The 14,506-nt window shown below is 73.3% G+C and carries 7 protein-coding genes; 3 read left to right on the top strand and 4 right to left on the bottom strand.

The features are described from left to right. The first annotated feature begins 87 nt into the window (after positions 1–87). From AC6JBM_RS42425 to AC6JBM_RS42415, 3 genes are all read left to right on the top strand, one after another. The gene (locus tag AC6JBM_RS42425) at positions 88–4,191 is read left to right on the top strand and encodes a nidogen-like domain-containing protein (protein WP_497979421.1); all 4,104 of its coding nucleotides are present in this window, start codon (positions 88–90) and stop codon (positions 4,189–4,191) included. A 108-nt stretch (positions 4,192–4,299) separates the two neighbouring features. Next, a complete protein-coding gene (locus tag AC6JBM_RS42420) occupies positions 4,300–7,125 on the top strand; it encodes a hypothetical protein (protein WP_497979420.1) in 2,826 nt (941 codons plus the stop codon). Next, positions 7,122–8,063, top strand: a complete 942-nt coding sequence (locus AC6JBM_RS42415) for a glycosyltransferase family 2 protein (RefSeq protein ID WP_497979419.1) — start codon at positions 7,122–7,124, stop codon at positions 8,061–8,063. The genes AC6JBM_RS42420 and AC6JBM_RS42415 overlap by 4 nt, the downstream gene beginning before the upstream one ends. 33 nt (positions 8,064–8,096) lie before the next feature. On the opposite strand, the gene AC6JBM_RS42410 is transcribed toward AC6JBM_RS42415, so the two are convergent. Genes AC6JBM_RS42410 through AC6JBM_RS42395 form a run of 4 tightly spaced genes read right to left on the bottom strand, consistent with a single transcriptional unit; the run spans position 8,097 to position 14,312 of the window. After that, positions 8,097–8,852 (bottom strand): class I SAM-dependent methyltransferase, encoded by a 756-nt coding sequence (locus AC6JBM_RS42410; RefSeq protein WP_497979418.1) that lies wholly within the window; start codon positions 8,850–8,852, stop codon positions 8,097–8,099. After that, positions 8,842–9,996, bottom strand: coding sequence for a glycosyltransferase (locus AC6JBM_RS42405; RefSeq protein ID WP_497979417.1), 1,155 nt, complete (start codon positions 9,994–9,996; stop codon positions 8,842–8,844). Before AC6JBM_RS42405 ends, AC6JBM_RS42410 begins: the two co-directional genes overlap by 11 nt. A gap of 24 nt (positions 9,997–10,020) precedes the next feature. Then, positions 10,021–11,406, bottom strand: coding sequence for a class II fumarate hydratase (locus tag AC6JBM_RS42400; RefSeq protein WP_497979416.1), 1,386 nt, complete (start codon positions 11,404–11,406; stop codon positions 10,021–10,023). Between the two features lie 11 nt (positions 11,407–11,417). Next, complete coding sequence (locus AC6JBM_RS42395; RefSeq protein WP_497979415.1) at positions 11,418–14,312, bottom strand: AfsR/SARP family transcriptional regulator; 2,895 nt, start codon at positions 14,310–14,312, stop codon at positions 11,418–11,420. Positions 14,313–14,506: the final 194 nt, after the last annotated feature.

Genomic DNA, 14,506 nt, shown 5'->3' with positions numbered 1-14,506 from the left:
CAGTCCAGTCCCAAGAGCGGAGCGGACAACGGTATGAGAACGCACAGATTGTCGTGGCGCCGGCGGGGTACGGTCACCGCCGGCGTCTTGCTGCTCCTGATCGGCATCACAACGGCCCCGTCCGCGCCGGCGGCGGCCGCTCCCAAGGCACCGCCGAAGCCGGCCGCGGTGCCGGTGCCGGTGCCGGCCAACGTCACCAGCGCCGTCGCCAAGGGGCCGACCGACGTCCTCGTCGCCGTCGACCCCTCGGCCGGCATCGCCCGCATTCGTGCGGCCACCAAGTCGGGGTACAGCACGTCGAACCGGACGACGGCCGCGCAGGAGAGCGCCTCGGCGCTGGCCACGGTCAAGAGCGCCGTGCTCGGCGCCGCCGGGTCGGGTGTGCACGTCCAGACCGACTACGGCAACCTCCCGGTCCAGCTCGTGCGGGTCGACTCGCCGTCCGCGCTGAGCGCGCTGGCCGCCTCGGCCGGGGTGCGGGCCATCGCGCTGCCCGGCGTCAACCACCGGGCGGCGAGCTCCGATCTCGAGCTCATCCGCCAGCCGGCCGCGGTGAGCTCGGGGTACACGGGCTCCGGCGTGACCGTGGCCGTGCTGGACACCGGCATCGACCTGAACGGCACCGGGTCGGCGTTCGGCAACTGCTCGGGCGGGGTCAACACCGGCACCTGCAAGGTCCGGTCGTTCGCCGACACGGCCGGCGGTGCGTCGACGATCGGCGACGCCGACCCGCAGCGGCACGGCACCAACGTCGCGGGGCTGGTGACCACCGTCGCACCCGCGTCGAAGGTCGCCGTCTACCGTGTCTTCACCAACGACAACGGCGACCTTTCGGCGCCCGACCAGGCGATCCTCAACGCGCTGAACGCCGTCGCCGCCTCGGCCGCGTCGGCCAACATCCGCGCGGTCAACCTCAGCCTCGGCGACAGCACGTACTGGACGACGACGTGCACCGGCAGCGTCTTCGGCCCGGCGTTTCGCAACCTGCGCGCGCTCGGCGTGGTTCCCGTCGTCGCGGCCGGCAACGATGCCATGACCGGCGGATTCCACGAGGGCGTGTCGTCGCCGGCGTGCGCGGACGGCGCGCTCACCGTCGGCGCGGTCTGGGACCACCACCTGTCCGACGACGGCCCGTACACCGAGTGGACCGACTGCGGCACCCAGAGCGCGTCGGCGGCCGACGCGGTCGCCTGCTTCTCGCAGACCGGTGACCGGCTCGACGTGCTTGCCCCCGGCGTCCTGGTCACCGGGGCCGGCATCACGATGAGCGGCACGTCACAGGCCACCCCGCACGTCGCGGGGGCGATCGCCGACCTGATCAGCGCCCGCTCGAACGCGACGTCCGACCAGGTCGTGCACGCGCTGCGGTCGACCGGGCCGCTGGTCACCGATCCGCGTGACCAGCACATCGTGCGGCACCGGCTCGACATTCCCGACGCCGCGGCCAGCCTCGTCAACGCCGGGCCGCCGGCCGAGGTCAGCACGCCCGGCTGCACCACGAACTCGCTGCCCGCCAACGACGACGGGTCCACCTCCGCGGTCACGCTGCCGTTCGTCGCCGACTTCTACGGCACGAACTACTCCTCGCTGTACGTCAACAACAACGGCAACGTGACGTTCCGCAGCCCGCAGGTCACCTACACGCCGTTCACCATCAACGCCAGCGTTCCGCCGATCATCGCGCCGTTCTTCGCCGACGTGGACACCCGGGGACCGGGCTCCAGCCTGGTGACGTACGGCACCACGACGTTCGGCAGCCGTAGCGCGTTCTGCGTGGACTGGAACAACGTCGGCTACTTCACCGGGCACACCGACAAGCTGAACTCGTTCCAGCTGCTGATGGTCGATCGCGGCGACGTCGGTGCCGGCGACTTCGACATCGTGATGAACTACGACAACCTCAGCTGGGAGACGGGCGACGCCTCGGGCGGCTACGGCGGCTACGGCGGCACGCCCGCCGGGGCCGGCTACTCGGCCGGCGACGGCAACCCGGCGCACTTCTTCCAGCTCCCCGGCAGCCTCGCGGCCAACGGGCTGCTCGACGGCAACCCTTCCACCGGCCTGGTCAACGGCAGCCGCAACTCGTTGCAGAAGGGTCGGTACATCTTCGAGATCCGCAACGGCAACGCGCCCGGCGGAGCGCTCATCACGGGCGTCGTGAAGGACTCCGGCGGAACGCCCCTCGCGGGAGCGACCGTGCAGGCGTGCCCAGCCACCGGGTCCTGCCTCATCGGGTTCTCCGGCGGCGACGGCACCTACACGATCGTCGGGGTCTCGCCGGGGCCCTGGACGCTCACCGCGTTCCCGCCGAGCGGCTTCAACGGGCTGCCGGGCCACGCCGGGCCGGTGACGGTCACCACCGGGGCGACGGTCCACCAGGACATCGTGCTGGCGCAGCCGCAGGGCCCCCCGCCCGGCACGACCATCACCAACCACGGCTCGACGGGATCGGTACCGATCATCCTGTGGACCGACGACCTGTCGCTGGACACGACGGGCTGCGCCGGCGCGACCGTGACATACCAGATGCGCCTCGCCGGATCGACGGTGCGCTCGGGCGGCATGACCGAGACGCCGGCCGGCTCGGGCCACTACCACGCCACCGTCCCGTCGCTGTACCCCGTCCACGGTGACGCCCAGGTCAGCATCGCGGTCGACTGCCCGTCCACGCCGGACCAGCACATCGACTTCGACATCTACATCGACCCCTCGGGCACCGTCGTGGACATCCACGGCAACCCGGTCAGCGGGGCGACGGTGACGCTGCTGCGCGCCGACACGGAGGCCGGACCGTTCCTGCCCGTGCCCGACCAGTCCGCGGTCATGAGCCCGAGCAACCGCAGCAACCCGGTCACCACCGGGGCGGACGGCGGATTCCACTGGGACGTGCTGGCCGGCTTCTACCGGTTGTCGGCGGCCAAGACCGGCTGCCGCTCACCGGGCACGGGGGAGGACGTGTCCCTGACCGACGTGTACGAGATCCCGCCGCCGGCCCTGGGCATCCAGATCCGGCTCGACTGCGACCCGCTCGTGCCGGGGTCGTTCGTCACGTTGCCGCCGGCGCGGATTCTCGACACCCGCAATGCGGTCGGGGTCGGTACGACGACGGCGGTGCCGGCGTTCGGGTCGGTGACGCTCACGGTTGCCGGGCAGGGCGGGGTTCCGGCGTCCGGTGTCTCGGCGGTGATGATGAATGTGACGGTGACGCAGACGAAGCACGATGGGTACGTGACGGCGTATCCGTCGGGGACGACCCGTCCGGTGGCGTCGAACCTGAACTTCGTGGCCAATCAGACGGTGCCGAACCTGGTGACCGTGAAGCTGGGCGGTGACGGGAAGGTCGTGCTGTACAACGGCTCGGCCGACACCCTGCACCTGGTCGCCGACGTCGCCGGCTATTTCCGGGCCGGCACGCCGACCGCGCCCGGCACGTTCGCCTCGCTGACGCCGACACGGATTCTCGACACCCGTAACGCGGTCGGGGTCGGTACGACGACGGCGGTGCCGGCGTTCGGGTCGGTGACGCTCACGGTTGCCGGGCAGGGCGGGGTTCCGGCGTCCGGTGTCTCGGCGGTGATGATGAATGTGACGGTGACGCAGACGAAGCACGATGGGTACGTGACGGCGTATCCGTCGGGGACGACCCGTCCGGTGGCGTCGAACCTGAACTTCGTGGCCAATCAGACGGTGCCGAACCTGGTGACCGTGAAGCTGGGCGGTGACGGGAAGGCGGTGCTGTACAACGGCTCCGCCGACACCCTGCACCTGGTCGCCGACGTCGCCGGGTACTTCCTGGCCGGCACGCCGACGCTCCCGGGCACCTTCGTGGCGCTGTCGCCCACGCGGATCCTCGACACCCGCGACGGCACCGGGGTTCCGGCCGCCGGTCTCGTGCCCAACTTCGGGTCGGTCCAGCTCGGCGTCGCCGGGCACGGGGGCGTCCCGGCCGGTGGCGCCGTGGCGGTGATGATGAACGTGACGGTCGCGCAGACCGGCCACGACGGCTTCGTCACGGTTTACCCCAACGGCATCGCCCGGCCGGTGGCGTCGAACCTCAACTTCGGCGCGGGCACGACGGTGCCCAACCTGGTGACCGTCCGCATCGGCACCAGCGGTGAGGTGGTGCTGTACAACGGCAGCGACGGCACCTGCCGGATGGTGGCCGACGTGTCGGGCTACTTCCGCAGCTGAACCGGATCGACGCGGCGGCCCGTCCCCGAGGGGGCGGGCCGCCGCCTGCGTCACGGCTGGATAGAGTCCACCGGCGGTGGCACGGCGGACCTTTTCGAGGAGCACGCGATGACGGTTGACGGCGAGCCCGGCGAAACCGCCGGGTCGCGGCGCCGGCCGCGCGCGCTCACCGTCGTGGCGCTCGTCGCCGCGGCCATGTTCGTCCTGTTCGGCATCGGCTCGCCGCTGCTGGGCACGACGGTGTTCGCGGGGACCGACGGGATGGCCGAGAAGAGCCCGTACCTCGATGCGGGCTACCACGCCCAGGCCACGCAGAACATGTACATGGACGACATCTACACCGCCGAGCTGCCCGCCACCGACCTGTACGCGCAGACCGGCGCGGACTGGAACCCCTACGTCGCGGCGGGCACCCCGCTGGGTTCGACGCCGAACTACGCGCTCTACTCCCCGATGACCCTGCCCCGGTACGTGCTGCCCGGCTGGCTGGCCCCGGCCTACATCAAGCTGTTCGAGATGGCCGTCGCGATCGCCGGCTGTGTGCTGTTCCTGCGCCTGCTCGGGCTCCGGACCCCGGCCGCGGTCCTGGGCGGCATCGTCTTCGCCAGCAGCGCCTTCATGGTCATGTGGACGAACTGGCCGCAGACCCGCGTGGCGGCCCTGATCCCGTGGCTGTTCTGGGGCGCCGAGCGCCTGGTTCGGTACCGCCGGCCGAGCGACGCGGTCCCCGTCGCCGGCGCGCTGGCGGGCATGCTGCTCGCCGGCTTCCCCTCCGTCACCGCCTACGCGATGCTGACGGTCGGGCCGTACGTGCTCGTCCGGGCGCTCGCACTCCGGCGGGCCGACGGCGTGGGCCTGGTGCGCCCGCTGGTGCTCTTCGGCGGCGGTGTGGCCGGCGGCGTCGCCCTGTCGGCGGTGCAGCTGCTGCCGTGGCTGTACTTCTACCAGACCTGGTGGATCGACGGCCGGGCCCAGACACCGGCCGACCATCTGTCCCCCGCGTACCTGGTCACCATGTTCGCGCCCTGGACCTTCGGCTCGGCGGGGCAACCGGCCGACGCGCCGAGGTGGTACCCGGCGGACAACATGGTCGAGGCGTCCTCCTATCTCGGCGCGGCCGCGCTCGTCCTGGTCGTCGTCGCCGTGGCCGCCGCGCGGCCGGCGCGCTCGCTGCTGCCCCAGGGGGCGTGGACGTTCCTGGTCGCGGCCGCCGCCGCGTGGCTCGCCGTCATCTACACGGCCGTGCCGCTGCGCCTGCTGGTCGAGCTCCCGGTGTTCTCGGCGAACTTCGTGGGACGCGCCCGCAGCGTGCTCGGCTTCCTGCTCGCCGTGCTCGCCGCGGTGGGCTTCGAGGTGCTGCTGCGCCGGCCGGCGCCCGAGCCTGCGGGGCGGTCGCGGGTCGGCCGGTGGTGGGGCCCGGCGGTCGTCCTCGGCGCGACGGCCGGCGTTGCGCTGCTGGTCGTGAAGGCCCGCGGCGTGGCCGCGACCGCTGACGGGCACTATCCCGGCGTCTCCGCCTTGCCGTACGCCGACCGCCAGGCGGTGCTCGGGCTGGTGCTGATCGCGGCCGCCGTGGCCGCCGCGGCGCTGCTGCGGCGCACCGGCGGCCCGGCCGCGCCCGCGCGCGGGGCGGCCGCCATCCGGCTCGGCGCGGCGACGGCGGTCTTCGGGCTCGTCGCGGGCCAGGCGCTGAGCTACGTCGGGCCGTACTGGCCTCGAGCCCCACGCGAGACCTACTACCCGGTGACCGACACGCACCGGTTCCTCGCCGAGCATCTGGGCGACGACCGGTACGTCGGGACCGGGTACGCGATGTTCCAGGGCGAGAACTCGGCGTACCGGCTGCGCTCCCTGTCCGGGCACACGTTCGTCGACGCGCGGCTGGTCGCCCTGCTCAACGCCATGCCGCACAGCGCCCTGCACGCCCCGACCCAGGTGTTCGCCGACCCGACGCCCGAGGACGCGGCGAGCCCGGTGCTCGACCGGCTGGGCGTGCGGTACCTCGTCGCCTCGCCCCGGGACCGCGCGTTCGGCGCCTATCGCGAGACCGGCTCCGACGGCTCGGCGTACGAGCTGCGGCCCGAACAGCCCGTCACCGCGCCGCTGCCCGCGGGCGGCCCGCTGCGGGCGGTCGGCGTCGCCCCGCTGTCGGCACCGGCGTCCGACCCCGGCGCGCGCCTCGACGTCGTGATCCGCGACGAGTCCGGGCGGGTGCTCGCCGAGGCGCGCCGCCTGCTGGCCGGCCTGCGGGCGGGCGAGCCGTTCCTGGTCCCGGTCGCGGGCGAGGGCATCGCGTCCGCGCCGCGTCCGACGGTGACGATGACGTTGCACGCCGGGGCCGCGGTGCGTGTCGCCGGCGTCGCCGGGCTGCCCGCGACGTCGGTGATCTCCCCCGGCTCGGACGGCCTCGCGCTGGTCTACGCCGGGTCGTCGGTCGTCTACGAGCGGCGCACCGCGCTGCCCCGGATCCGCTGGGCGTCGTCGGAACTGGTCGAGCCGGACCGCGACCGGCGCGTCGCGCTGCTGGCCTCCGGAGCCCTGCCCGCCGGCGAGGTCGTGCTCGACCGCCCCGGCCCCGGCGCGGACGGGCGCGGCGCGGACGTTCACCCGGACATCGACGGCACGGACAGCATCCGCGTGACGGTGCGCGCCGAGGGCGCGGGCTACCTGGTCGTCGCGGACGCGATCCAGGCCGGCTGGGCGGCGTGGGTCGACGGCCGCCCGGCGCCGCTGCTCCCGGCCGACCAGGCGGTGGTCGCCGTCGCGGTCCCGGCCGGCGTGCACACCGTGGACCTTCGGTATTCTTCGCCCTACTCGGGCGCCGGCGGCTGGATCACGCTCGCCGCGGCCCTCGCGGCGGCCGGCCTGTTGCTCGCCGGCCGATGGCACCGACGGGGGCGCCGGCAATCACAGCGAGAGGCGGTACTTCGATGACCAGCTTCGACACTGCGCCCCGGACGTACCTGGAACCCGCGCAGCGCGCCGAGACCCTCGACGTGACGATCGTGCTGCCCTGCTACAACGAGCAGGACCACGTGGTGCGGGAGCTCGAGCGCATCACGGCGGCGATGGACGCGAGCCCGCACTCGTACGAGCTGCTGGTGATCGACGACAAGTCGACCGACGACACGCTGCCCGTGCTCACCGCGGCCGCGCACCGCTTCCCGCGGATGCGCCTGATCCCGTTCCAGCGCAACGGCGGCTCCGGCACCGCGCGCCGGATCGGCACGGCGGAGGCGCTCGGTCGCATCGTCGTGTGGACCGACGCCGACATGACCTACCCGAACGAGCGCATCCCCGAGTTCGTCCAGATGCTGCACGAGCGGCCGTACGTCGACCAGATCGTCGGCGCCCGGACCAGCGAGCGCGGCTCGTACCGCGCGCTGCGCGTCCCCGCCAAGTGGATGATCCGCAAGCTCGCCGAGACCCTCTCCGGCACACGGATCCCCGACCTCAACTCCGGGCTGCGCGCGTTCCGGCGCCAGGCCGCCCTGCCCTACCTGCGGCTGCTGCCGGCCGGCTTCAGCTGCGTCACGACGATCACGCTGGCGTTCCTGTCCAACCACCGCGCGGTCGAGTACGTGCCGATCGAGTACGCCAAGCGGGCCGGGAAGTCGAAGTTCCACTTCGTCGCCGACGCCTACCGGTACATCCTGCAGGTGCTGCGGATGGTGATGTACTTCAACCCCATCAAGGTGCTGATGCCGGTCGCGTTGCTGCTGTTCGGCGTGGGGGCGGTCAAGGCCGTCGTCGACGTCGTGCGGTACGACTTCCGGGTCACCACCAACGCGCTCCTGCTCGTCGTGAGCGGGCTGCTCGTCGGCTCGGTCGCGCTGCTGGCCGATCTGATCGTCCGGTCCCGCCCGGACTGACGGCCGTCATGGTGGTGGCCCGCGCGGCCTTGATCAGCCGTCGGTCACCGGCCCCGGAATCCGTGCCAGCGCGACGAGCCCGGGTCCCGTTCCGGGCCGCAGCCGCTGCAGCACGCCGAAGGGCATGACCGCGACCCGGATCGCGTGCCCGAGCACGGCCGAGCGAGGCTGGAGGAACCGGCCCGAGCCCGCGGTGCGCTCGGCGGCCGTGTCCGCGGCGGCGCCCTCGCGCCGGCGGGCCGCGCCGTTGCGCACGTGCTCCAGCAGGTAGGCCAGCGGCCAGCCGTAGTGGCGGACCCGCACGTCCACCGCGCCGGCGTCCGTCAGCAGCCGCCGCAGGTCCTCGGCGGTGTAGCGGCGGTAGTGCCCGACGAGCGCGTCGTGCGGCCCGAACAGGCGCGGATCCGCCGGGACCGACAGCAGGATGTGGCCGTCCGGCTTGACGAGCCGGAGCCACTGCGCGAGTACCGCGGCGTCGTGCTCGATGTGCTCCAGCACCTCGAACGCGGCCACCAGGTCGAAGCGCTGTCCGTCGGGGACCGCGGTGTGATCGCCGTGGATCACCTCGCCGCCCGCCGCCGCGATGCGCGGCTTCGCGACCGAGTAGGACTGCGCGTCGGGCTCGGCCGCCACGTACGTCGCGGTGCGGGCGAGCCGGACGCCAACGGCGCCCAGCCCGCAGCCCAGTTCGAGGATCGTGGCCGGCCGCAGCCGGGCGACCAGCGACCGCACGACGGTCCAGCGAAGGCGGGCCCGCGGCGGGAGCGGGGGCGCCGGTTCAAGCCGCATGGGGTACATCCTCGCCTGCACCGCGCCCGCCCCGCACCGCGGCCGCGCGCTCGCGCAGCCGGCTCACGACGCCGGCCGGGGTGAACCGGTCGACAGCGATCCGGTGCGCGGCGGCGCCGAGCCGCTCCACCTCGGCCCGGTCCGCGGCGAGCGCCCGCAGCGCCGCGGCGAGCGCGGCGGCGTCGCCGGGCGGCACGTACACGGCGGCCTCGCCGAGCGCGGCCCGCTGCGGCGGCGTGTCCGAGGTGACGATCGCGCATCCCGCCGCGGCGCCCTGGTACACCTTGGTCGGCACGACGGCACGCGCCTTCGCCGTGGTACCGAAGATGCCGAGGCTCACGTGGTGGGAGGCCACGAGCGCGGGAAGCTCGGTGCCCTCGACCCAGTCCACCCAGCGCACCCGCCCGTTGCCCGCGGCGAGCTGCCGGCACCGGGCATGGTCCTGTCCGGTGCCGACCATGGTCACCTCGATCTCGTCGCCGGCCAGCTCGGCCACCGCCTCGGCGATGGTCGGCGCGCCGTGCAGCGGCGTGAACACCCCGACGAAGATCACCCGCAGCGGGCCGGCCTCGCGGCCGGGCGCCCGCCCGCGGCGGAACCACTCGTCCGTCGCGCCGACCGGCGCCACGACGGCGTCCGGGGCCGCGGCGGCGGGCAGCGCGGCGCGATGCTCGGCGGTGTCGACGACGACGACGTCCGCGGCGCGCAGTGCGCGGGCGTCGATGCCGCGCATGAGCCGATCCTTGAGACCGCCGCTCTCGGCCAGGTTCCGGTCGCGGGCGGTCCCGGCCGCCGAGACGAGGTGGTCCAGGACGATCAGCGTGCGGGGAAAGAGCCGCCGGGCCAGCCGGACGTCGAAGTGGCCCAGGTATCCGACCAGCACGGCGTCGGGCGGTTCGCCGCCCGGCCGGCGCGCGTAGCGGCGGCGCCCCCGCAGCAGCCCGGACCAGCCGCCGAGCAGCTTCGCGGCGAGGATCGGGAGCCGCCACGGCTGGCGCAGCATCGCGACCCGGCCGGCGGTGTCCAGCCGCAGCGGTGCGTTGATCTCGACGACCTCGTCCCCGCAGGCGCGCAGCCCCTCGACCAGCACGGCCACCCGGGGGTGGCGCTCCTTGTCGTACGTGCCGAACACGACCCAGCGCACCGGCACATCGTAGTGGTCGCCGGCTCAGCGGGAATTGGTCATCCCGAGCAGGTCGAGGGCCTCGTCCAGCTGCTGTTCGCTCAGCGTGCCCCGCTCGACGTGGCCGCGCTCCAGCACCACCTCGCGGATGGTCCGGCCCGACTTCAGCGCCTGCTTGGCGATCGCCGCGGCCTCCTCGTAGCCGAGGTAACGGTTCAGCGGCGTCACGATCGAGGGCGAGCCGGCCGCATAGGCCTCCAGCACGTCCGCGTTCGCCGCGAGGTCCGCGACGCAGCGCTCCTCGAACAGGCGGGACACGTTCGCCAGCAGACGGATCGACTCCAGCAGGTTGCGCGCGATCACCGGGAGCATCACGTTGAGCTCGAAGTCGCCCTGGGAGCCCGCGAACGCCACCGCCGCGTCGTTGCCGATCACCTGGGCGACGACCTGGCGCAGGGCCTCGGGAATGACCGGGTTGACCTTGCCGGGCATGATCGACGAGCCCGGCTGCAGGTCCGGGATCGCGAGCTCCCGCAGGCCGGCCCGGGGACCCGAGCCCATCCAGCGGATGTCGTTGGCGATCTTGTACAGCCCCACGGCGATCGTGCGGATCACGCCCGACGCCTCGACGAGGGAGTCGCGGGCGCCCTGGGCCTCGAAGTGGTTGCGCGCCTCGGTCAGGGGCAGCGACGTGGCCTCGGCCAGCAGGGCGATCACCCGCTCGGCGAAGCCCGGAGGCGTGTTCAGGCCGGTTCCGACCGCGGTACCGCCCAGCGGCAGCTCGGCCACGCGGGGGAGCACGGCCGAGATGCGCTCGACGCCGTAGGAGACCTGCGCGGCGTACCCCGAGAACTCCTGGCCCAGGGTCACCGGCGTCGCGTCCATGAGGTGCGTGCGGCCCGCCTTCACGAGCGTCGCGAACTCGGCCGATTTGCGGGACAGGGCGCCGGCCAGGGAGGTCAGCGCGGGGGAGAGGGTGTGGGCCAGCTCGCCGGCGACCGCGATGTGGATCGCCGACGGGAAGACGTCGTTGGACGACTGCGACGCGTTCACGTGGTCGTTCGGGTGGACCGGCTTGTCCAGGGCGCGGGTCGCGAGCGTGGCGACCACCTCGTTGACGTTCATGTTCGACGAGGTGCCGGAGCCGGTCTGGAAGACGTCGATCGGGAACTGGTCGGCGTGCTCGCCGTCGGCCACCGCGCGCGCCGCGTCGGCGATCGCGTCGGCGATGTCGGCGTCGATCACGCCGAGCGATCCGTTGACGGCGGCGGCGGCCGCCTTGACCGAGGCCAGGGCGCGGATCAGGGCGCCTTCCAGCACCGTGCCGGAGATGGGGAAGTTCTCCACCGCGCGCTGGGTCTGAGCTCGCCACAAGGCGGACGCGGGAACGCGGACCTCACCCATGGTGTCGTGCTCGATGCGGTACTCCATGGATCCATCTTTCAGCGGGAGAGGGCCAAAAGATCCCGTGCGCCGAGGGATGTGAACAGCGCAACAGCGTCGTCCGTGTCGCCGAGCCCGAACAGCGCGCGGGCCTGCTCGTAGCGGTCGCCGATGCGCGAGGCCTTGGCGAACGCCTCCTTGTTGAGCCAGTCGGCCTCCTGCGAGCGCCCGAGGGCGCGCAGGGTCAGCGCCAGGTCGTTCGCCGTCAGGCACTGTCCGGATACGTCCGCGACGCGCTCCATCTGATCGCGAGCGGCCCGCTGGCACGTTTCGGCGTCGGCGAGCCGCCCCGCCAGCCGGTACGCGGTGCCGAGCTTGCTCAGCGTCTCGGCCGCCCCGTACTGGTTGACCGAGTCCTTCTTCAGCGCCAGGGCCCGCCGCAGCAGGGCGGTGGCGACGTGCAGGTGGCCGAGGTGCAGGTGTACCAGCCCGAGCTCGCCGAGGCTGATCGAGAACGGCCGAATCCCGCCGATGCGCCGCGCGACGGCCATGGCCCGGCGGTTCGCGGTGAGCGCCTGCGCATAGTTGCCCGCCTGCGTGTGCACGAGGGCGACCGTGTTGTGCAGCTTGAACTCGAGGCTGGGCGGCATCTCCGCCAGCCGCACCCGCGCCGCCGCCTCGGCGGACGCGATCGCCTCCGGATACTGTCCGAGCCGGCTGTGCAGCATCGCCAGGTTCGTCAGCGCCGTCCCGACCAGCCGCGGCAGGCCCTCCCGCTCGGCGATGCGAATGACCGCCTGCAACGTGGTGAGCGCGTCCGAGAGGCGCCCCATCCGGAAGTACACCGCCGCGAGGTAGTTGCGCGACTCGGCCTCGAGCTCGGCGTCGGGCAGGGTCACGGCGGCCTCGATCGCGCGTTCGTACAGGTCGAGTTGGTGCGAACCGAACCCGAACCCGAACAGGAACGGCGAGACCGCGCGCGTGAGCATGCACGTATGGCGATGGTGCCCGGACTCGGCCGCGAGCCGGGCGACGCTGAGCACGTTCGGCAGCTCGCGCTCGAGCCAGCGGCGAGCCGCCGGTGGAGCCGCGAAATCCAGTGCCGTCGGCGGTGGCGTCTCGAGGCGCAGCAGCGACTTCGCGTCCGAGAGCTCCATGAACTTCGTGGCGCTGACGACGCTGTACAGATAATGATCGAGCAGTCTTCCGACCGCCGCGGTGTCGTCTTGTGCGAGTTCGGCCGCGAAATCGCGCAACAGGTCGTGCAGCCGATACCGGCCCGCCGCCGGCGCCTCCACGAGGTGCACGTCGACCAGGTCCTCGAGCAGATCCTCACAGCGCGAAACCGGCAGGCCGGCCAGGGCCGCGGCCGCCGCGGGCTCGAAATCGCCCGCCGGGTGAAGGCCGAGAACGGCGAAGAGCTGCTGCAACGGTACCGCCAGCTGCTGGTACGACAGCGTGAACGCCGCCGCGACGGTCCTTCCGTCGACCGCGAGCTCCGGCAGCCGCCGGTTCGCGGTGCGCAGCCGCTGGGCCAGGTCGGACACGCTCCAGCCGTGCCGGTGCTGCAGCCTCGCCCCCGCCAGCCGCACCGCCAGCGGCAGTCGCCCGCACAGCTCGGCGACCTCGATGGTGCACGCGGGATCGGCGTAGGCCCGCTCGCCGACGGTCCGCCGCAGCAGCTCGACGGCGTCCTCGACCGGCAGCACGTCCAGCGACACGGTCTGCGCCCCGTCGAGCCCGGCCAGCCGGCGCCGGCTCGTGATGACGACGCCGGTGTGCGCGGTGCCGGGGAGCATCGGCAGGACCTGCCGCGTGTCCAGCGCGTTGTCCAGCAGGACGAGCACCTGGCGGTCGGCGAGCTCGGTGCGCCAGAGCACCGCGCGGTCGTCCAGCCCCGGCGGCACCCGCTCGGCCGGCACGCCCAGCTGCCGCAGCAGGGACCCGAGCGCCTCGCCGGGGTCGAGCGGGGCGCGGTCGCTGTGGCCGCGCAGGTCGAGGTACAGCTGACCGTCCGGGTAGCGCTCGGCCGCGGCGTGGGCGACCCGCACCGCGAGGGAGGTCTTGCCCATGCCGGCCATGCCGTCGATCGCGATCACCTCGGGCCGCTCGTCGCGCAGCGCCCCGACCAGCCGCCGTACCAACTCGGCCCGGCCCGAGAAGTCGGCGACGTCGCGGGGCAGGCAGCGGGCGGCCCGGCGGCCGAGCGTGCGCGGCGCCTGCGCCAGCAGCAGCTCCGCGTCGCCGTTGAGGATGCGCCGGTGCAGGTCGGCCAGCTCGGCGCCCGGCTCGATGCCGAGCTCCTCGGCCAGCAGCGCCCGGCCGCGGCGGAACACCGCGAGGGCGTCGGCGCGCCGGCCGGTGCGGGCCAGCGCGGTCATGAGGTGGCCGCGGAACTGCTCGTGGTGCGGATAGCGCTCGACCAGGTCGGCGACCTCGGCCAGGACCTCCTCGGCCAGGTCCAGCTGCAGCTCCAGGTCGAGGCAGAGCGCGGTGGCGGCGGTCCACTGCTCCTCGAGGTGCGCGGCCGCGGCCCGCACCACCTCCGAGTCGACGTCGGTGAGCGGCCGGCCCCGCCACAGCGCCAGGGCGGTGCGCAGATCGTCGCGGCCGCCGGCGAGGTCCCCGTCCGCGGCGGCGGCCCGGGCGCGCTCGACCAGCGAGGCGAAGAGCGCGGCGTCGAGATCTTCGGGGCCGACCTTGATCCGGTACCCCGCCGGCTCCGTCACCACCAGGTCCTCGGGCAGCCCGGCCTTGCGCAGCACCTGTCGCAGCCGCGAGACGCAGCTGTGCACCTGGGCCCGCGCGGTCAACGGCGGGTTGGTGTCCCAGAGCGCGGTGATGACCTGTTGTACCGGTACGAGCTGCCCCTCGCGCAGGAGCAGGAGCGCGAGCAGCACCCGTTCCCGCGGCGCAGCGACCGTGATCTCCGCGGCCGGTGTGCGGATCTGCACCGGGCCGAGGATTGAAAATCGGGTCGAATCGCGCATCATCACCCTCTGTGCGGCCGCCGCCTCCCCTCGAAGCTGCACTGGAAACTTGATGGTAGTCAGATGAGAGGCAGGAAAGAGCACGGGCGGCGACCCTTTTTCATCGGAGCGCATGCTTGTGCCGGAATGCGTCCAGTGCGCTGGTCTTACTCAGTCAA

The organism is Dactylosporangium thailandense (assembly GCF_059739745.1).
This window is presented reverse-complemented; position numbering and strand designations above follow the sequence as displayed.